At 69.4% G+C, this 18310-nt stretch carries 19 protein-coding genes; 6 read left to right on the top strand and 13 right to left on the bottom strand.

The window, feature by feature from the left end:
* The first annotated feature begins 17 nt into the window (after nucleotides 1-17).
* Nucleotides 18-833 (top strand): 5-deoxy-glucuronate isomerase, encoded by an 816-nt coding sequence (gene iolB, locus QZM35_RS18785; protein ID WP_301776597.1) that lies wholly within the window; start codon nucleotides 18-20, stop codon nucleotides 831-833.
* Nucleotides 834-915: 82 nt separating this feature from the next.
* Nucleotides 916-1410, top strand: a complete 495-nt coding sequence (locus QZM35_RS18780; protein WP_301776596.1) for a heme-degrading domain-containing protein — start codon at nucleotides 916-918, stop codon at nucleotides 1408-1410.
* Between the two features lie 53 nt (nucleotides 1411-1463).
* On the opposite strand, the gene QZM35_RS18775 is transcribed toward QZM35_RS18780, so the two are convergent.
* From QZM35_RS18775 to QZM35_RS18740, 8 genes are all read right to left on the bottom strand, one after another.
* Nucleotides 1464-2210: an SDR family NAD(P)-dependent oxidoreductase gene (locus tag QZM35_RS18775; RefSeq protein WP_089425159.1), complete on the bottom strand. Its 747-nt coding sequence runs from the start codon at nucleotides 2208-2210 to the stop codon at nucleotides 1464-1466.
* A 199-nt stretch (nucleotides 2211-2409) separates the two neighbouring features.
* A complete protein-coding gene (locus QZM35_RS18770) occupies nucleotides 2410-3114 on the bottom strand; it encodes an ABC transporter ATP-binding protein (protein WP_089425158.1) in 705 nt (234 codons plus the stop codon).
* Complete coding sequence (locus tag QZM35_RS18765; protein WP_301776595.1) at nucleotides 3111-3863, bottom strand: ABC transporter ATP-binding protein; 753 nt, start codon at nucleotides 3861-3863, stop codon at nucleotides 3111-3113. Before QZM35_RS18765 ends, QZM35_RS18770 begins: the two co-directional genes overlap by 4 nt.
* Nucleotides 3860-5089 (bottom strand): branched-chain amino acid ABC transporter permease, encoded by a 1230-nt coding sequence (locus QZM35_RS18760; protein WP_174975605.1) that lies wholly within the window; start codon nucleotides 5087-5089, stop codon nucleotides 3860-3862. The genes QZM35_RS18765 and QZM35_RS18760 overlap by 4 nt, the downstream gene beginning before the upstream one ends.
* A complete protein-coding gene (locus QZM35_RS18755) occupies nucleotides 5082-6017 on the bottom strand; it encodes a branched-chain amino acid ABC transporter permease (RefSeq protein ID WP_089425895.1) in 936 nt (311 codons plus the stop codon). The genes QZM35_RS18760 and QZM35_RS18755 overlap by 8 nt, the downstream gene beginning before the upstream one ends.
* 7 nt (nucleotides 6018-6024) lie before the next feature.
* A complete protein-coding gene (locus QZM35_RS18750; RefSeq protein ID WP_089425894.1) occupies nucleotides 6025-6462 on the bottom strand; it encodes a thioesterase family protein in 438 nt (145 codons plus the stop codon).
* A gap of 139 nt (nucleotides 6463-6601) precedes the next feature.
* Nucleotides 6602-7138: an NUDIX domain-containing protein gene (locus QZM35_RS18745; protein ID WP_089425155.1), complete on the bottom strand. Its 537-nt coding sequence runs from the start codon at nucleotides 7136-7138 to the stop codon at nucleotides 6602-6604.
* Nucleotides 7139-7259: 121 nt separating this feature from the next.
* Nucleotides 7260-8504 carry a YbfB/YjiJ family MFS transporter gene (locus QZM35_RS18740; RefSeq protein WP_174975606.1) on the bottom strand — a complete coding sequence of 415 codons (1245 nt, stop codon included), beginning with the start codon at nucleotides 8502-8504 and terminating at the stop codon, nucleotides 7260-7262.
* Nucleotides 8505-8627: 123 nt separating this feature from the next.
* On the opposite strand from QZM35_RS18740, the gene QZM35_RS18735 reads away from it, so the two are divergent.
* Nucleotides 8628-9542 (top strand): LysR family transcriptional regulator, encoded by a 915-nt coding sequence (locus QZM35_RS18735; protein ID WP_089430954.1) that lies wholly within the window; start codon nucleotides 8628-8630, stop codon nucleotides 9540-9542.
* 125 nt (nucleotides 9543-9667) lie between these two features.
* Here the strand turns inward: QZM35_RS18735 and alaS are convergent, their stop codons facing one another.
* Nucleotides 9668-12292, bottom strand: a complete 2625-nt coding sequence (alaS, locus tag QZM35_RS18730; protein ID WP_301776594.1) for an alanine--tRNA ligase — start codon at nucleotides 12290-12292, stop codon at nucleotides 9668-9670.
* A gap of 248 nt (nucleotides 12293-12540) precedes the next feature.
* On the opposite strand from alaS, the gene QZM35_RS18725 reads away from it, so the two are divergent.
* On the top strand, nucleotides 12541-13761 hold the full coding sequence (locus QZM35_RS18725) for a CaiB/BaiF CoA-transferase family protein (RefSeq protein WP_089425151.1): 1221 nt from the start codon (nucleotides 12541-12543) through the stop codon (nucleotides 13759-13761).
* Between the two features lie 94 nt (nucleotides 13762-13855).
* Here the strand turns inward: QZM35_RS18725 and QZM35_RS18720 are convergent, their stop codons facing one another.
* Together QZM35_RS18720 and QZM35_RS18715 are read right to left on the bottom strand one after the other, a co-directional pair.
* A complete protein-coding gene (locus QZM35_RS18720) occupies nucleotides 13856-14410 on the bottom strand; it encodes an alpha/beta hydrolase (RefSeq protein WP_089425150.1) in 555 nt (184 codons plus the stop codon).
* Between the two features lie 178 nt (nucleotides 14411-14588).
* A complete protein-coding gene (locus tag QZM35_RS18715) occupies nucleotides 14589-14798 on the bottom strand; it encodes an ornithine acetyltransferase (protein WP_011351716.1) in 210 nt (69 codons plus the stop codon).
* 243 nt (nucleotides 14799-15041) lie between these two features.
* On the opposite strand from QZM35_RS18715, the gene QZM35_RS18710 reads away from it, so the two are divergent.
* Together QZM35_RS18710 and QZM35_RS18705 are read left to right on the top strand one after the other, a co-directional pair.
* Nucleotides 15042-16751, top strand: a complete 1710-nt coding sequence (locus QZM35_RS18710) for a glutamine--tRNA ligase/YqeY domain fusion protein (protein ID WP_301776593.1) — start codon at nucleotides 15042-15044, stop codon at nucleotides 16749-16751.
* A 136-nt stretch (nucleotides 16752-16887) separates the two neighbouring features.
* Nucleotides 16888-17340 carry a hypothetical protein gene (locus QZM35_RS18705; RefSeq protein ID WP_143329824.1) on the top strand — a complete coding sequence of 151 codons (453 nt, stop codon included), beginning with the start codon at nucleotides 16888-16890 and terminating at the stop codon, nucleotides 17338-17340.
* Between the two features lie 58 nt (nucleotides 17341-17398).
* Here QZM35_RS18705 and QZM35_RS18700 read toward each other — a convergent pair whose 3' ends face one another.
* A complete protein-coding gene (locus tag QZM35_RS18700) occupies nucleotides 17399-17869 on the bottom strand; it encodes an NUDIX hydrolase (protein ID WP_089431395.1) in 471 nt (156 codons plus the stop codon).
* A gap of 11 nt (nucleotides 17870-17880) precedes the next feature.
* Nucleotides 17881-18267, bottom strand: coding sequence for a hypothetical protein (locus QZM35_RS18695; protein WP_089425147.1), 387 nt, complete (start codon nucleotides 18265-18267; stop codon nucleotides 17881-17883).
* Nucleotides 18268-18310 lie beyond the last annotated feature (43 nt).

Here is an 18310-nt window from a genome sequence, read left to right as displayed (position 1 = left end):
TTGCGGAGCCCCACCCCATGACGATTTCTCCCCTGCTGATCAAGGCCTCGGCCGACCGCGAGATCTGCAACGTCACGCCCGAATCGGCCGGCTGGAAGCACGTCGGCTTCCGTGCGCTGCGCCTGAAGGCCGGCGACACCGAAACGCTCGACACCGGCGCGCGCGAGCTGTGCGTCGTCGTGCTCACCGGCACTGTACGCGCGGAGGTCGACGGTGCCACCTACGATGAGCTCGGCAAGCGCGACAGCGTCTTCGAGGATGTATCGCCGGACGCGCTGTACGTGCCGGGCGGCAAGACGGTCACGCTGGTCGCGACGCGCGATGCGGAAATCGCGCTGTGCACCGCGCCGTACGCGAGCGGCGACAAGCGCGTGCAACGCCTCGACGGCGAGCGGATGCGGCGCTCGGTACGCGGGCAAGGCACCAACACGCGCTACGTGTGCGACATCCTGATGGGCGACAACCCGGCGGCCGACCGGCTGCTCGTGGTCGAAGTCGTCACGCCGGCCAGCCATTCGAGCAGCTATCCGCCGCACAAGCACGACCGCGACGCGGCGCCTGACGAAACGTCGCTCGAGGAAACCTATTACCACCGGATCGATCCGCCGCAGGGTTTCGCGTTCCAGCGCGTGTACACGGACGACCGCAGCCTCGACGAAGCGTGCGCGGTCGAGGACCACGACGTCGTGATGGTGCCGCGCGGCTACCACCCGGTGGTCGCGCCGCACGGCTACAACCTGTACTACCTGAACGTGATGGCCGGCCCGAGCCGCGCGTGGGCGTTCAAGAACGATCCCGCGCACGAATGGATGCTCGACGCCCCGAAGCGCTGATGGAAAGACGGGCCCGCGCGCGGCCCGTGACGATGCGACGCCCGGCACGCGCACCCAGCGCCGGCGACGCCACGGAGCCGCCATGGTGACGACCCTCTTTCGCCTCGAACCCCATCCCTTCGACGACGACGCGTCGAACCCGGCGCTGCCGCGCTTCGACGCAGCGGTCGCCCGCCGGATGGGTGAAATCGCTGTCAACCTTGCGTCGCGCCGCGGGCTGCCGATCGCGGTGAGCATCGTCGGCGAGCAGGCGCCGCTGTTCTACTGCGCGCTCGACGGCAGCGATGCCGGCAACAGCGACGCGATCCGCCGGCGGCAAAACACGGTATTGCGCTTCGGCCTGAGTTCGCTCGCGGTCGGCGAGCGGTTTCGCCGCGCCGGCTGGTCACTGCAGTCACAGGGGCTGTCGGATGACGACTATGCGCTCGACGGCGGCGGCGTGCCGTTGCGGATCGCCGGGGCCGGCATCGTCGGCGCGATGACGATCGCGGGACTCGACTCCGAGCACAATCACGCGCTCGTCGTCGAGAGCCTGCAGTGGCACGTCGGCCGTTACGCGCTCGCGATGCACGCGTAACGATACGGGCGGCGCGATCGGCGCACGCGCGCCGCTGCACCGCCCTCGCCGGCTCAGTTCAACCCGCCGCTCACGACGAGATGCTCGCCGGTCATCCAGCGTGCATCGTCCGACGCGAGGAACACGGCCACCGACGCGATGTCGTCCGGCTCGCCGAGGCGGCCGAGCGGCGTCTGGCCGAGCACCTGCGCTTCGAGATCGGAACCGATGATGCCCGCGCTGTGCGTGCCTTCTGTCACGACCATCCCCGGGTTGATCGCGTTCACGCGGATCTTGCGCGGCGCGAGTTCGAGCGCGAGCACGCCGGTGATCGCGTCGACCGCGCCCTTGGTGCCGCTGTACACGGCGCTGGCGGGCGGCGTGATGCTGGTCACCACCGAGCTGATGTTGATGATGCTCGCGCCTTCGCCGAGGTGCTTGACCGCGGCCTGCGTGGTCAGCAGCACGCCGAACACGTTCGTGTCGAACTGCCGGCGGTAGTGCTCTTCGGTGATCGCTTCGATCGGCGCGAATTCGTACACGCCGGAATTGTTGACGAGCACGTCCAGACGTCCGTACGTGTCGATCGCCGTATCGACGATGCGCTGCGCGTCGGCTGCCTTCGACACGTCGCCGCCAACCGCGACCGCGCGGCCGCCGGCTTCGACGATCGCGCTCACGACCGCATCGGCGCCTGCCTTGCTGCTCGCGTAGTTGACGACCACCGACGCGCCTTCCGCTGCCAGTGCCTTCGCGATCGCCGCGCCGATGCCCTTCGATCCGCCCGTGACGATCGCGACCTTGTTTGCCAGCTTGCTCATGATTTCATTCCTCAGTCAGAAGACTTTCGATGGAGGGTGCCGGCTGCCGCGCTGTTGCGTCGTTGCGTCGTTGCGTCGTTGCATCGTTGCGTCGATATGCAACCGGTATGACTGGCAATTTACTGTGCGGTACTGCGGCGATAAAGCGGCTCGACGCGAATTGACTGGCGGAGTTTTCCGAACAATCGCTCGCGCGCCGTCAGCCGGCGCTCAGCCACGCGTTCGCGACCTCGCCGCCCAGGCCGTCGAGCGCGCCGTCATAGACGATCCGCCCGCGCCCCATGACCGCGACGCGCCGCGCGAGCCGCGGCGCGAACTGCAGCCGCTGCTCGATCAGCACGATCGCGACCCCGTCGGCCTGCAGCGCGGCGAGGCACGCGCCGACTTCGTCGACGGCGAGCGGCGCGAGCCCTTCGGCCGGTTCGTCGACGATCAGCACGCGCGGGCGGCCGGCCAGCGCCCGCACCAGCGCGAGCACCTGCTGCTCGCCGCCCGACAGCCGCCCCGCTTTCACGTCCGCGCGCGCGGCCAGCAACGGAAAGCGGTCGAACAGCCGTTCGAGCGCCGTGCGTTCGGCCACGCCGCTGACGCCGCGCAGCCCGAGCCGCAGGTTGTCGCGTACCGTCAGCAGCGGAAACACGTCGCGGCTTTCGGCGACGTAAGCAACGCCGCGCCGCGCGATCTCGAACGTGCGCGCCCCCACGCATTCGGCGCCGCCGATGCGCACCGAGCCGGCCGTGCGCACGAGCCCCATCACGGCCTTCGCGAGCGTCGAGCGCCCCGAGCCGTTGCGGCCGAGCAGCGCGAGCGTCTCGCCTGGCGCCAGCGCGAGATCGACGCCGTCGAGCACGGGTTGCAGCCCGTACCATGCGCGCAGGTCGCGAATGTCGAGCAGCGCGCTCATGGGCCGCCCTCGCCCAGATAGGCGGCGCGCACGGCCGGATCGGCGCGGATCGCATCGGGCGCGCCGGTCGCGACCACCGAGCCGCGCACGAGCACCGTGATGCGTTCGGCGAAACCGAACACCGCATCCATGTCGTGTTCGATCAGCAGGACCGTGCGCCCCTGCGTCGTCGCACGAATCAGCGCGATCATCCGCGCCGCCTGCGCGCGGCTCATCCCGGCCGTCGGCTCGTCGAGCAGCAGCGTGCGCGCGCCGCTCGCGAGTGCGATCCCGAGATCGAGCGCGCGCTGTTCCGCATAGCTCAGTTCGCCGGCCAGCGTGTCGCGGTGCGCATCGAGGCCGATGTCGTGCAGCACGCGAGCGGCCGCGAGATCGACCGACGCCGCTTCGCGCAGCCGGTTCCACCAGCGCCGCCGCTCAGCCGGCGCATGCAGCGCCGCGCAGCGCAGGTTGTCGAACACGGTCAGCCGCGCGAACGCGCTCGTCTGCTGGAAACTGCGGCCGATGCCGAGCCGGCTCGCGACGACCGGCCCGCGCCCGCGCAGCTCGACGCCATGCAGCACGACGCGCCCGCGCGTGGGCCGCACCGCACCGGCGATCACGCCGAACAGCGTCGACTTGCCCGCGCCGTTCGGCCCGATCAGCGCATGACGCTCGCCGGCCGCGATGCTCAGTTCGACGCCGTCGAGCACCGTCTGCGCGCCGAAGCGCTGCACCACGCCGTGCAGCGCGATCGCGTTGCCGTTCATCGCCCGTCCTCCCGCTTGCCGGCTTGCCCGCCCGGCGCGAGCCGCGTGCGCCAGCCCCACAGCAGCGTGCCGATGCCGAACGCGGAGCACGCGACGGCCCAACCGGCCGGCGTATCGGCGTCGACGCTCCAGGCGCCGAACGCGAAGCCCGCGCCGTCGTCCTGCGCGAAGCGCCACGCGTAGCCGAGCTCGGCCGCGCAGACGACAGCGACGCCCCAGAACACGCACGCACCGACCGCGCACAGCATGCGCCACCGCTCGGCCGCCGGCGCGCCGCGCCGCAATGCCTGCGCGAGCGCTTGCACGATCCCGGCGATCCCGCGCGGCGCGGCCACGACGACCACGACGAACAGCACGCCGAGATACAGCGCCCACGCGCGCGACACGCCCGCGACGACGATGCTCAGCACCGTGAGCACGGCCGCACCGGCCGCCGGCCCGAAGAACGCGCCGGTGCCGCCGATCACCGCGGCGATCAGCACGGTCGCCGAGCGCGCCATCGATACGCTGTCGGGCGTCGCGATCTCGACGTCGATCAGCGTCAGCGTGCCGGCGACGCCGGCGAAGAACGACGCGCAGGTGACCATCGCGAGCCGCACGCGGCGCGGATCGGACCCGAGCGCGGCCACGCGCACCGGGTTGTCGCGCACCGCATTCGCGAGTCGCGCGAGCGGCGTGCGCGTCAGCGCATGCATCGCCCACGCCGACGCGAGGCACCACGCGGCGATCACCGCATACGCCTGGCCGGGCGCGCCGAAATGCCAGCCGCCCCACGGCGTGCCGCTCGCGCGGTCGATCGGCACGCCGCCGATTCCGCCGAACCAGGCCGGCACGCTCCACGCGGCGGCCGCGACGCATTCGCCGAGCCCGAGCGTGATCATCGCGAACGCGGTGCCCGAGCGGCGCGTCGCGAGCAGCCCGGCGGCAAAGCCGAAACCGGCGCCGGCCACGCCGCCGACGAGCGGCAACAGCGGCAGCGGGCCGCCAAAGTGGTTGAACCAGTGCGCGGCCGCGAACGCGCCGAGGCCCGCGAACGCCGCGTGCCCGAACGACAGCAGCCCGGTCGTGCCGAGCTGCAGGTTGTACGACAGGGCGAGCACGACGAGCGCGGCCGTCTGTGCGAGATAGCCGAGCACCGCGCCATGCGGCCACAGCCACGCGGGCAGCACGACGCAGGCGGAGAACAGAGACCAGCGCATCACGCCGGCGAGCATGCGGTTACGCATCGGCACGCTCGCCGAACAGCCCGCGCGGCCGCGCGACCAGCACCGCGACGAGCAGCAGGTACGGCACCAGCGGCGCCAGCTGCGCGATCGACACCGCGGCCATGCTGTCGGGCAGCGCGATGCCCGCCCATTCCGTGAGGTCGCGCAGCGACGTGTCGCTCGCGGCCGCGAAGGTCTGCGCGAAGCCGACCGCGAGCGACGCCGCGAACGCGCCGCCGAGCGAGCCGAGCCCGCCGATCACGACGACCGCGAACACGACCGACCCGACCGTTTCGGCCAGCGCGGGTTCGATCACCGCGAGCGGCGCGCCGATCACGCCGGCCAGCGCCGCGAGCGCGGTGCCCGCGCCGAACAGCGCCGTCATCACGCGCGGCACGTCGTAGCCGAGCGCCTCGACGGCCGCGCGGTGCGTGAGCGCCGCGCGCACGACGAGCCCGATGCGCGACGCGCGCAGCAGCGCGCCGAGCGCGACCAGCATCGCCGTGGACATCCCCATCATGAACAGCCGGTAGCGCGGCAGCGCGAGGCCGAACACGGTCACGGGCGCGCCGTCGAACAGCGCCGGCACGGGCGCCGGCAGCGGCGCGAGGCCCCACACGAGTTTCGCGCCCTCGCCGATCAGGTATGCGAGGCCGAAGGTCAGCAGCAGTTCGCTCGTATGGCCGCGCGCCTGCACGCGGCGCAGCAGCATGCGTTCGCAGCCGGCGCCGAGCAGCCCGACCGCGAGCGGCGCGAGCACCAGCGCGGGCCAGAAGCCCGCGCCGGCCGCGATGCTGTAGCCGACGTACGCGCCGAGCATGTAGAAGCTCGCATGCGCGAAATTGAGCACGCCCTGCACGCTGAAGATCAGCGTGAGGCCGGCCGACAGCATGAACAGCAGCAAGCCGTAGCTGAGGCCGTTGAAGGCCTGGAGCGCGAACGCGTGCACCGCGCCGTCAGGCCGCGAGCGGCTCGAGCGCGGCGCGCAGCGCATCGGGCAGCGGCACCGGCCGGCGCGTGCCGCGATCGACGTACACGTGCACGAAGTGCCCCTGCGCGGCGGGCGTGGCGTCGCCCTGCGCGAACAGCCCGACCTCGTAGCGCACGCTCGACGTGCCGAGCTTCACGACCCGCAAGCCGGCGTCGACCGACTGCGGGAACACGAGCGGCGCGAAGTAGTTGCACTGCGTCTCGACCACGAGGCCGATCGTCTGCCCGTGCTCGACGTCGAGCACGCCGGCGCGGATCAGGTATTCGTTCACGACCGTGTCGAAGTAGCTGTAGTAGACGACGTTGTTCACGTGCCCGTAGACGTCGTTGTCCATCCAGCGGGTCGTGATCGGCAGGAAGTGGCGATAGGCGTCGCGCGGGCGTGGTTGCGGCTTGTCGGACATGGCGATGGCGGTCAGGACGAGGGAAGCGAGGTGGGCGAAGCGCAGCGGCCGCATGACACGGCGCGCCGGCGAGAAGCGGAACGCCGCGCCGCGATCGCTCGCGGCACGGCGGATGCAACGCGGCTGACGGGCCGGCCCGTCACTGCCCCGGCCGGTCGACGAATTCGAAATCGAGGCCGCGCGCCCGCATCCAGTCGGCGAGCGCGACGCCCGTGCCGGCGCGCCACGGTCGCAGCAGCGGCGGATCGACGAGCTTGTATTCGAGCAGTTCCGGCGACAGCGCGACCGTGCCCGACGCCCGCACGTGGTACGCGATGATCAGCTCGTTCTTGCGGATGAATTCGTAGACGCCGACCAGCGACACGTGCTCGGCCTTCAGCGCCGTTTCCTCGAACACCTCGCGCGCGATGCCGTCCTCGGGCGTCTCGCCGTTCTCGAGGAAGCCGGTGATCAGCGCGAACATGCCTTCGGGCCAGGCCGCGTTGCGCGCGAGCAGGATCTTGCCGTCGAGCTCGACGATCGCCGCGACGACGGGCAGCGGGTTGTTCCAGTGCACATAGCCGCAGGTGTCGTCGGGGCACGCCTGGCGAAGGCGGCCGCCTTCATGGTCGGGATCGGCGCGCTCGGTGAGCGGGCTCGCGCAGCGCGGGCAAAAGCGGTAATCGGCGGTGGTCATCGATGGGAATCTGGCAGGCGCCGGACGGCCGCCTGCCGGCTGCCCGCGCACCCGCTCGGCGCGGGAAAGGCTTCATTCTAGCGAGTTTGCCCGTGCCGCAGACGATCCGGCCCCGCCGACGTCAGGGTTGCCGCCGCCCGCGTGCGGCGGTCGCCGCGAAACCGGCGGCGCCCAGCAGCAGCGCGGCCACCGCGACCCACAGCGCGGGGGAAAACGACCCGAAGCGCGCGGCCAGCGGCGCGGCGACGAGCGGGCCGAGAATCTGCCCGACCCCGTACGACGCGGTCGCATAGCCCATCAGCCCGGCGGCCCGCTCGCCGTGCAGACGCCGCGCCTCGCGCATCGCGAACAGCGTGATCGCGGTGAACGGCAGGCCGAGCAGCGCGCTGCCGACCGAGAAACCGGCCGCGTTCGGCCACACGATCCCGGCGGCAATGCCGAGCGCCTGCGTCGCGCAGCCGGCCGCCAGCAGCAGCCGGTTGTCCCAGTGCCCGGGCAGCCGCGCGGCGGTGATCGCGCCGACGATCAGCGCCGCGCCGAACATCGGCCAGAACAGGTCGGGCCACGGCGAGCCGGCCGGCAGCGCCGCGCGCGCGATCACCGGCAGGAACGTCGCGGTGATGATGTAGCCGAAGCCCGGCATGCCGTACAGCACGACGAGGCAAGCGGCGTCCGCGCGATGGCGGCGCTTGTGCGCGTGGTGCGACGCGGTTGCGGCGGCCGCCTGCGGCGCGGCGCCGCCCGACGGGACGGCGTGCGCCGGGGTGGCCGCAAACGTGCGCCAGATCACGACCGACAGCACCGCGGACAGCGCGGCGAAACCGAGCCAGCCCGACGCCGCGCGCTGGCCGGCCAGTGCGCTGCCGATCAGCCCCGTCACCACGATGCCGACGCCGGGGCCCGCATAGATCACCCCGCTCCACTCCGGCGCATGCAGGTCGGCCAACCGCCGCAGCCCCCATTGCGACACGAACACGAACGTCCACGCGCTGACGATGCCCGCGACGAAACGCACCGCGAGCCACACCGGCAGCAGGTGGCCGACGCCCATCGCGGCGGTAAGCAGCACGGTGGCCACGAGCCCGACGCGCACCATGCGCGCGGGCGCCACCCGCAGCGCCGCGCAACTGACCGCGCCGACGAAGTAGCCCGCGTAGTTCGCCGACGCGAGCCAGCCGCCGGCCTTCAGGCCGATCGAGCCGTCCGCGAGCATCAGCGGCAACAAGGGCGTGAACGCAAAGCGGCCGACGCCGAGCACGACCGCGAGGCCGACCATGCAGGCCAGCGCGGCCGTGCGGGCGCGGCGGTCGGCATCATCGACGAAAGGCGCGCCGGCGGCGGCGGTCGGGGTATCGGAGCGGGACATGGCGGCAAGGGCCGGCCTTCAACGCGCCGGCCGGATCGGAAATCGGAATGCTTCCATCCTAGCTTGACCAAACGTTCTCGAAAAATGAATAATTGAGAATCCAATCATCGCTCGGAGAGAATCATGGACCTGGCGGCGCTGGCGATTTTCCGGGCCGTGGTGCGCGAGAACGGCGTGACGCGCGCGGCGGCCAAGCTCAATCGCGTGCAGTCGAACGTCACGACGCGCATCAAGCAGCTCGAGGAGGAACTCGGCGCGGCGCTGTTCGTGCGCGACGGCCGCCGGCTCGTGCTGACGCCGGCCGGGCACACGCTGCTGCCGTATGCGGAGCGCCTGCTCGCGCTCGCCGACGAGGCACGCGACGCCATACGCGAGGACACGCCGCGCGGGCGGCTGCGGCTCGGCACGATGGAAAGCACGGCCGCGAGCCGCCTGCCGACCGTGCTCGCGCGCTATCACCATGCGTGGCCCGACGTGTCGCTGGAGCTGCTGACGGGCACGACGGGCTGGCTGATCGACCGCGTGCGCGACTTCGAGATCGACGCCGCGCTGTTCGCCCGCCCGCCCGCGCCGGAGACGCTCCCCGACACGTTCGAGACGGTGCCGATCTTCCGCGAGGACCTGGTGCTGCTCACGCCGCGCGGCCACCCGCCGGTGCGCACGCCGCGCGACGTGATCCTGCCGACGCTGATCGCGTTCGAGCGCGGCTGCACGTATCGCAAGTACGTCGAGCAGTGGTACGCGGGGCACGGCGTCAAGCCGGCGCGCGTGCTCGAACTCGGGTCGTATCACGCGATCGTCGCGTGCGTCGCGGCGGGGGCCGGCATCGCGGTCGCGCCGCGTTCGGTGCTCGACCTGCAGCCCGAGACCGGCAACATCACCGCGCACGTGATCCCCGAACTGGAAGGCATCGATACGCTGCTCGCGTGGCGGCAGGGTTATGCATCGGCGGCGTTGGCCGCGTTGCGCGAGGCGCTCACCGAAGCCGCGCGACAACCGGACGATGCAACGAAGCCGCCAGTCACCGTACCGGCCTGATCGCCGGGCGGCCGGCACGCGTTGTGCCCGCGTACCAACAAAAAGACCCGACCGGCAGATGCCGATCGGGTCTTTCTTGTTTCAAGCGATGCCGCCACGAGACGGCATCACATCGGTCGTGACGATCAGAGCCGCGCTTCGACCCAGCCCTTCACGCCGGCCAGCGCGCCCGGCAGGTTCGCCGGCTCGGTGCCGCCTGCCTGCGCCATGTCCGGACGGCCGCCGCCCTTGCCGCCGACCTGCTGCGCGACGAAGTTCACGAGCTCGCCGGCCTTGACCTTCTTGCTCGCGTCGGGCGTGACACCCGCGATCAGGCTGACCTTGCCGCCTTCGACGGCGGCCAGCACGATCGCCGCGCTCTTGAGCTTGTCCTTCAGCTTGTCGACCGTTTCGCGCAGCGTCTTCGCGTCGGCGCCGTCGAGCGTCGCGGCCAGCACGAACACGCCGCCGATTTCAACCGCCTGCTGCGCGAGCTCGTCGCCCTGGCTCGACGCCAGCTTCGACTTCAGCGCACCCAGCTCCTTCTCGAGCGACTTCACCTGGTCCTGCATCTGCGCGATACGCTGCGTGAGCTCCGACGGCTGCGCCTTCAGCGCGGCCGCGGCTTCGTTCACGCGCGCGTCGAGTTCCTGCACGTAGCGCACCGCGTTGTCGCCGGTGATCGCCTCGACGCGGCGGATGCCGGCCGCGACGCCGCCTTCGACGACGATCTTGAAGAAGCCGATGTCGCCGGTGCGATGCACGTGCGTGCCGCCGCACAGCTCGCGCGAGAAACCGAGGTCGAGCACGCGCACTTCATCGCCGTACTTCTCGCCGAACAGCGCCATCGCGCCGCCCTTCACCGCTTCGTCGTACGGCATCACGCGCACGATGCCCGGCGCGTTCGCGAGGATCTCGTTGTTGACGATCTGCTCGACGCGACGGATTTCGTCGTCGGTCATCGGCGCGTTGTGCGCGAAGTCGAAGCGGGTCTTTTCCGCGTCGACCAGCGAACCCTTCTGCTGCACGTGCGCGCCGAGCACTTCGCGCAGCGCCTTGTGCATCAGGTGGGTGGCCGAGTGGTTGCGCTGCGTGCGGGCGCGGCGATGCGCGTCGATTTCCGCGCGCAGCACGTCGCCGACCTTCAGCGTGCCCTGCTCCAGCGTGCCGTGGTGACCGATCACGTCGGCCTGCACCTTCAGCGTGTCGGCTACCGCGAAGCGCGTCGCGGCGTTCGCGAGCACGCCCTGGTCGCCGACCTGGCCGCCCGATTCCGCGTAGAACGGCGTGTGGTCGAGCACGACGACCGCGTCCTGGCCCGTCTTCACTTCGTTGACCGACGAACCGTCGACGTACAGCGCGACGACCTTCGCGTCGTCGAACGCGATTTCTTCATAGCCGTGGAAGGTGGTCTTCGCGCCCGTGTATTCGAGGCCCTGCGCGGCCTTGAACTTGCCGGCCGCACGCGCCTGCTCGCGCTGGCGCGCCATCGCGTCGTCGAATGCCGGCTCGTCGACCGTCATCCCGCGCTCGCGGCACACGTCGGCCGTGAGGTCGAGCGGGAAGCCGTAGGTGTCGTGCAGCTTGAACGCAAGTTCGCCGTCGAGCACCTTGCCGCCCTTCGCCTCGACGTCGGCCAGCGCGGCTTCGAGGATCGACATGCCGTGCTCGATCGTCTCGAAGAAGCGCTCTTCCTCCTGGCGCAGCACGTCGGTCACGCGCTGTTCGGCTTCCTTCAGCTCCGGATAGGCCGTGCCCATCTCGGCGACGAGGTCGGCCACCAGCTTGTGGAAGAACGAGCCCTTGCGGCCGAGCTTGTAGCCGTGGCGGATCGCGCGGCGCACGATCCGGCGCAGCACGTAGCCGCGGCCTTCGTTGCCGGGAATCACGCCGTCGACGATCAGGAACGAGCACGCGCGGATGTGATCGGCGATCACCTTCAGCGAGTTGTTCGTGAGGTCGCTGATGTCGGTCACGCGCGCGGCGGCCTTGATCAGGTTCTGGAACAGGTCGATCTCGTAGTTGCTGTGCACGTGCTGCAGCACCGCGGCGAGACGCTCGAGGCCCATGCCGGTGTCGACCGACTGCTTCGGCAGGCGCGTCATGTTGCCCTGCGCGTCGCGGTTGAACTGCATGAACACGAGGTTCCAGATCTCGATGTAGCGGTCGCCGTCTTCCTCAGGCGACCCCGGCGGGCCGCCCCACACGTCCGGGCCGTGGTCGTAGAAGATTTCGGTGCACGGGCCGCACGGGCCGGTGTCGCCCATCGTCCAGAAGTTGTCCGACGCGTAGCGCGCGCCCTTGTTGTCGCCGATGCGGATGATGCGCTCGGTCGGCACGCCGACTTCCTTCGCCCAGATGTCGTACGCCTCGTCGTCTTCCTGGTAGACCGTGACCCACAGCTTCTCCTTCGGCAGCTGGTAGACCGTGGTCAGCAGTTCCCACGCGAACTTGATCGCGTCGTGCTTGAAGTAGTCGCCGAACGAGAAGTTGCCGAGCATCTCGAAGAACGTGTGGTGGCGCGCCGTGTAGCCGACGTTCTCGAGGTCGTTGTGCTTGCCGCCCGCGCGCACGCTGCGCTGCGCCGTCGTGGCGCGCGAGTACGGACGCGGGTCCGTGCCGAGGAACACGTCCTTGAACTGGACCATGCCCGAGTTCGTGAACATCAGCGTGGGGTCGTTACCGGGCACGAGGCTCGACGAGCGGACGATCGTGTGGCCCTTCGATTCGAAGAATTTGAGGAATTTCTCGCGGATTTCGGCAGCTTTCATGGCGTGCGGGGAGTGTCTGGCTGAGACGGCTTCAAACGCCGGCCGTCCTCGCGGACGCACGGCGGCAGTTATCGTAAACGATCGATTATACGATACAGACCGGCGCCCCAGCCGGCGCGGCCGTACGGGCGGCCCGCCTCCGCGGACGAGCGCGCCGGGCCACTGCCGCAGCCGATTCGCCTTAAGATGCTCGGCATGCCAACCGGCCCTGCCCGACCAGGCGAGCCATGAAAGGAGACGATTCGACGATGGGTGCCCTGAGCCATATCCGCGTGCTGGACCTCACCCGCGTGCTCGCGGGCCCGTGGTGCGCACAGACGCTTGCCGATTTCGGCGCGGACGTGATCAAGGTCGAGCGCCCGGGCGCCGGCGACGACACGCGCCACTGGGGGCCGCCGTACCTGAAGGACGCGGACGGCGCGGATACCGCCGAGGCCGCGTACTACCTCGCGGCGAACCGCAACAAGCGCTCGGTGACGGTCGACATCGCGACGCCCGAGGGCCAGCAGATCGTGCGCGAGCTCGCCGCGCAGAGCGACGTCGTGCTCGAGAACTACAAGGTCGGCCAGTTGAAGAAATACGGGCTCGACTACGATTCGCTGCGCGCGGTGAAGCCCGACCTCGTCTACTGCTCGGTCACCGGGTTCGGCCAGACCGGCCCGTACGCGCACCGCGCGGGCTACGACTTCATCATCCAGGGGATCGGCGGCTTCATGAGCATCACCGGCGAGCGCGACGGCGAGCCGGGCGGCGGCCCGCAGAAGGCCGGCGTCGCGATCGCCGACCTCGCGACCGGCCTCTACTCGACGATCGCGGTGCTCGCCGCGCTCGCGCACCGCGACCGGACCGGCGAAGGCCAGTACATCGACATGGCGCTGCTCGACGTGCAGGTCGCGCTGCTCGCGAACATGAACACCAACTTCCTCGCGAGCGGCAAGCCGCCGGTGCGCTGGGGCAACGCGCATCCGAACATCGTGCCGTACCAGACGTTCCAGACGCGCGACGGCTGGATCATCGTCGCGGTCGGCAACGACGGGCAGTTCCGCAAGTTCGTCGAGGCCGGCGGCCGGCCCGAGCTGGCGGACGACGAGCGTTTCGCGACGAACCCGTCGCGCGTGCGCCATCGCGACACGCTGGTGCCGATCCTCGCGGAAATGGTGAAGGCGCGCGACAAGGCCGACTGGATCGGTGCGCTCGAAGCAGCCGGCGTGCCGTGCGGCCCGATCAACGATCTCGACGAGGTGTTCGACAACGAGCAGGTGGTCGCGCGCGGGATGCAGGTGTCGCTGCCGCACCCGTGCGGCGCGGACGCGAAGCTCGTGCGCAACCCGATCCGGATGAGCGCGACGCCGCCCGAAGCACGCACGGCCCCGCCGCTGCTCGGCGCGCAGACCGACGACGTGCTGCGCGACATGCTCGGCTACGACGACGCGAAGATCGCCGCGCTGCGGGCGAAACAGGCGATCTGAACGCGGCAGGTGGTGCGGGTGCGGACGGCCGGCGTGGCAGCGGCCTCAACCGCCGCCCCGCCCCGCGCGATCCATCGAGCGGTGAATCGATCTTTCAATCGCGATTGGCGAGCGCGTCGAGCCAGCCGCGCGCTTCGGGCCAGTCGCCGAGCCCGCTGTCCGCGTTGATGTGGCCGCGTGGGCCGATGTCGTGGAAGGCGCTGCCCCATGCATTCGCGCAGGTGCGGGCGAACGCGAGCGAGCCATACGGATCGTCGCTGCTGGCGACGACGCAGGTTGGAAACGGCAGCCGTTCATACGGCACAGGCCCGAAGCCGTGCGCGTCGGCCGGAAACGCGGGACCGTCGGGATCGGGCAACGCGACGAGCAGCGCGCCGCGCACTTTGGCGAGCGCGGCCGGGCGCGCATAGCGCGTCGCCCACCACGCAGTGGTCAGCGTACCGAGGCTATGGCCAGCAATCAGCACCGGCCCGCGCGCGGCCTCGACCGCGCGATCGAGCGCGAGACACCAGCCGTTGCGGAACGCGCGGTCCCAGTCGGGCATCGCGACGCGCGAGAAGCGTGCATCGGCACGCTCCCAGCGGCTCTGCCAGTGAAGCGGGCCCGAATTGGCGTAGCCCGGCAGGACGAGAACGGGGAATCGGCTCATGGAAAGTGCGTCGACGGGTGAAATCGTTATGGTGCGTCGGCGCAGTGTCGCACACCCGTTCCTCCCTGATGCTGCCTGTCTGATACCGGAAGGATGTGCGTGGGGTCGGGACGCGTCGAGCGCAGCGTCGCGACCGGACGTCGAGCCGCCGTGCAGGCGGCTCGCGTCATGTCATCGGTCAGCGCACGTTCGCGCCGACGATACCGCCTGCCGCGGCGCCGGCGACCGTGCCGAGCGGGCCGCCCGTGACCAGGTAGCCGAGCGCGCCGCCGGCGGCTGCGCCGATACCGGCATTGCGCTGCGTATGCGTCATGGCGCACGCGCCGAGTTGCGACAGGGCCGCGACGATCACGGCGGTACGAACGATAAACGTGGTCTTCTTCATCATGATTTTTTTGTCCTCCCGCCGCGCGGCATCCCGAACGGCGGCATTGATTTGGTGAAGCCATCATAGGCAACGCCAAACGGCACGGGCAATCCGATTTACGTCGTGTTACAGCCGACACAATATCGAGATAATCGGTCGAAACCCGCCCCCGTCATGCCGCAAGCCGCGCGGGACGGACCCCGGTCAGGTAGAATCACAGGATTAAACCGGCGCGACGCGCCGACACAACCTGACGCCATCCGCATGAGCACCGAACGCAACGACGCCCCCGCGGCTTCCAATTTCATCCGCAACATCATCGACGACGACAACCGCACCGGCAAATGGGGCGGCCGCGTCGAGACGCGCTTTCCGCCCGAGCCGAACGGCTATCTGCACATCGGCCATGCGAAGAGCATCTGCCTGAACTTCAGCGTCGCGCGCGACTACGGTGGCGTGTGCCACCTGCGCTTCGACGATACGAACCCGGAAAAGGAAAGCGTCGAGTACGTCGATTCGATCGTCGACGCGGTGCGCTGGCTCGGCTTCGACTGGCGCAAGGACGCGGTCGATCACCAGTACTTCGCGAGCGACTACTACGACAAGCTGTACGAGTTCGCCGAGCTGCTGATCCAGCGCGGCAAGGCCTATGTCGACAGCCAGAGCGCCGATGAAATGCGCGCGAACCGCGGCTCGCTGACGGAAGGCGGCAAGCCGTCGCCGTTCCGCGATCGCACGCCGGCAGAAAACCTCGACCTGTTCCGCCGCATGAAGGCCGGCGAGTTCAAGGAAGGCGAGCACGTGCTGCGCGCGAAGATCGACATGGCTTCGCCGAACATGAACATGCGCGACCCGGTGATCTACCGGATCCGCTACGCGCACCACTACCGCACCGGCGACGCATGGTGCGTGTATCCGATGTACGACTACACGCACTGCATCTCGGATGCGCTCGAAGGCATCACGCATTCGCTGTGCACGCTCGAATTCGAGGATCACCGCCCGCTGTACGACTGGGTGCTGAACGAACTCGCGGAAGCCGGCATGTTCACGCGCCCGCTGCCGCAACAGATCGAATTCTCGCGACTGAACCTCACGTACGCGATCACCAGCAAGCGCAAGCTGCTGCAGCTCGTGACCGAAGGCCACGTCGACGGCTGGGACGACCCGCGGATGCCGACGATCGTCGGCGTGCGCCGCCGCGGCTTCACGCCGGAGAGCATCCACCTGTTCTGCGAGCGGATCGGCGTGACGAAGATCGACTCGTGGATCGACATGAGCATCTTCGAAGGCGCGCTGCGCGACGACCTCGACGACAAGGCGGCGCGTACCGTCGCCGTGCTCGATCCGCTGAAGCTCGTGATCGACAACTACCCGGAAAACCTCGAGGAAGCGTGCACGGCGCCCGTGCACCCGCACCACCCGGATCGCGGCGTGCGCACGTTCCCGATCTCGCGCGAGCTGTGGATCGAGCGCGAGGACTTCGTCGAGAACCCGCCGAAGGGCTATTTCCGCCTGTTCCCGGGCAACAAGGTGCGCCTGCGCTACGGCTACGTGATCGAATGCACGGGCTTCGACAAGGACGCCGACGGCAACGTGACGGCCGTGCACTGCAACTACTTCCCGGACAGCAAGTCGGGCACCGAAGGCGCGAACACGTACAAGGTCAAGGGCAACATCCACTGGGTCAGCGCGAAGCATGCGCAGCCGGCCGAAGTGCGGATCTACGACCGCCTGTTCAAGGAGCCGCATCCGGACGCGGGCGGCGCGAACTTCCTCGAGGCGCTGAATCCCGACTCGAAGAAGATCGTGCAGGCCTACATCGAACCGGGCAATGACGACATCGCACCGGAGACGCGCCTGCAGTTCGAGCGTCACGGCTACTTCGTCGCCGATCGGGTCGATTCGAAGCCGGGCAAGCCGGTGTTCAACCGGATCGTCGGGCTGCGCGACAGCTGGGGCAAGCCGGCTTGACGGTTGGTCGGGCGCAGGGCCGAACGCACGCGCCCGGTCAGATCGTCATTCGCGGTCAACGGCTGCACCGATGCGTAGCCCGATTGACCGATCGTCGGGGCAGCCTTCCCCGGACTCCATGTCAGGAACCGTTACCGTGGCATATTCGCTTCAGGCCATTGTCGCCAGATCCGGCGCGTTTTCGTCCGCGCCATTGCCGCAAGGGCTGCACGTCGTTCGCCTGCGCGGTGACATCGACATGATCCCGCTCCACACTGCATTCCGGAAGGCTCACGACATCCCGTTCTGTCCGTTTACGGACGGCGACGGTACGGTGCTGCCGCCCGCACTTCTATCGCTGTGCCAACAATTGAGTGTGCAATTTGCACTCGCCTATATCGAAGCCGAATTCTTTGGCGGCAGCGGCTGCCAGGCACATGTGCTCTTTTCGGATGGCCGTGCGGCTAGCCCGCTCGTCGTGTCGGACCATGCGATCAACGAAGCGCTTCGCTATCTCGGCGTCGCCAAAGGCGAGGCGCGCGATGAATTCGAAGCGATCGGGCTCGACCAGCATCGCGACACGGACCGATGGACCATCGTGACCCACTGACGACGAATTGGATGAACGAAAAAACCGGCTTTCGCCGGTTTTTTTATGCATGCCGAGGTCACGGACCCATCAACCGCCGATGCAAGTCCGCGAGCGACAGCTTCGTGCGAAACAGCCGCGCGAGGCTGCGGCTCGCATACGCGTCGATGTCGCCGGGCGGGGTCCAGCGATACGCATCCATCTCGGGAATCATCGAGCCGTCGCGGCGGCTCGGAAACAGCGACGTGCACGTACAGTGCGCGAGATCGACTTCGTCGTCGGCCACGCGCACCGCGAACAGGTGCAGATCCTTGTCGTGCCGGTACGCGAAGCGGCCAAGATCGAGCAGCCGCTCGGCGCCGATCACGATGCCGGTTTCCTCGAGCAGTTCACGCAGCGCCGCGTCGGCCGGCGTCTCGCCCGGCTCGCCCTGCCCCTTCGGGATGTCCCAGTGCGTGGTATCGGTCGCGTGCGCGAGGAACACGCGGCCGGCCGCATCGAGGATCACGACGCCGCACGACACCGTGCGCGGCGCGGCGCCCCGCTTCATCACGCGCGTGCTCAGCGCTTCTGCAGCTGCCACTTGCCCGCGGCCGTCTTGCAATAGACGGGCTTGAGCGTCATCGTCTGGCCCTTCGCGGTGATTTCGGTCGCGATTTCGCGGCAGGTCTTGCCGTCCGTCTCGGTCGTGCTCGGCGTGAGCTTCGCATCGATCTGCGTGCCGCGGCCGCTGCTCTGCCACGTCGTGGTCTCGCCGTCCTTGCCTTCGTCGCGCACCTGCACGACCGCCTTCGACAGCGACGCGCGGTCGGTCTTGCTGAAATAGCTGATCGGCGTGTCGTTCAGGAAGTTCAGGTTGTTCTGTGCATGGGCGGGCAGCATCGCGGCTGCGCACGCGGCGCCGGCCAGCACGCGCGTGACGACGGAAAGGGATGCACGCATCGACATGTTTTTTCTCCTTGGATGTTCGATCGAACGGCGTGGTGCATAC

The sequence above is a fragment of the Burkholderia sp. AU45274 genome, from assembly GCF_030482505.1.
Classification (GTDB): Bacteria; Pseudomonadota; Gammaproteobacteria; order Burkholderiales; family Burkholderiaceae; genus Burkholderia.
The sequence above is the reverse complement of the archived record's forward strand: the minus strand, read 5'-3'. Positions and strand labels throughout refer to the sequence as shown.

Bases quoted from the DNA above. Each gene is read 5' to 3' on its own strand.
- QZM35_RS18735 (WP_089430954.1), top strand. From the start codon at position 8,628: ATGGACCTGGCGGCGCTGGCGATTTTCCGGGCCGTGGTGCGCGAGAAC.
- QZM35_RS18750 (WP_089425894.1), bottom strand. From the start codon at position 6,462: ATGTCCGACAAGCCGCAACCACGCCCGCGCGACGCCTATCGCCACTTC.
- QZM35_RS18715 (WP_011351716.1), bottom strand. From the start codon at position 14,798: ATGATGAAGAAGACCACGTTTATCGTTCGTACCGCCGTGATCGTCGCG.
- QZM35_RS18710 (WP_301776593.1), top strand. From the start codon at position 15,042: ATGAGCACCGAACGCAACGACGCCCCCGCGGCTTCCAATTTCATCCGC.
- QZM35_RS18720 (WP_089425150.1), bottom strand. From the start codon at position 14,410: ATGAGCCGATTCCCCGTTCTCGTCCTGCCGGGCTACGCCAATTCGGGC.
- QZM35_RS18725 (WP_089425151.1), top strand. From the start codon at position 12,541: ATGGGTGCCCTGAGCCATATCCGCGTGCTGGACCTCACCCGCGTGCTC.
- QZM35_RS18780 (WP_301776596.1), top strand. From the start codon at position 916: ATGGTGACGACCCTCTTTCGCCTCGAACCCCATCCCTTCGACGACGAC.
- alaS (WP_301776594.1), bottom strand. From the start codon at position 12,292: ATGAAAGCTGCCGAAATCCGCGAGAAATTCCTCAAATTCTTCGAATCG.
- QZM35_RS18760 (WP_174975605.1), bottom strand. From the start codon at position 5,089: ATGCGTAACCGCATGCTCGCCGGCGTGATGCGCTGGTCTCTGTTCTCC.
- QZM35_RS18740 (WP_174975606.1), bottom strand. From the start codon at position 8,504: ATGTCCCGCTCCGATACCCCGACCGCCGCCGCCGGCGCGCCTTTCGTC.
- iolB (WP_301776597.1), top strand. From the start codon at position 18: ATGACGATTTCTCCCCTGCTGATCAAGGCCTCGGCCGACCGCGAGATC.
- QZM35_RS18775 (WP_089425159.1), bottom strand. From the start codon at position 2,210: ATGAGCAAGCTGGCAAACAAGGTCGCGATCGTCACGGGCGGATCGAAG.
- QZM35_RS18700 (WP_089431395.1), bottom strand. From the start codon at position 17,869: ATGAAGCGGGGCGCCGCGCCGCGCACGGTGTCGTGCGGCGTCGTGATC.
- QZM35_RS18765 (WP_301776595.1), bottom strand. From the start codon at position 3,863: ATGAACGGCAACGCGATCGCGCTGCACGGCGTGGTGCAGCGCTTCGGC.
- QZM35_RS18770 (WP_089425158.1), bottom strand. From the start codon at position 3,114: ATGAGCGCGCTGCTCGACATTCGCGACCTGCGCGCATGGTACGGGCTG.
- QZM35_RS18745 (WP_089425155.1), bottom strand. From the start codon at position 7,138: ATGACCACCGCCGATTACCGCTTTTGCCCGCGCTGCGCGAGCCCGCTC.
- QZM35_RS18695 (WP_089425147.1), bottom strand. From the start codon at position 18,267: ATGTCGATGCGTGCATCCCTTTCCGTCGTCACGCGCGTGCTGGCCGGC.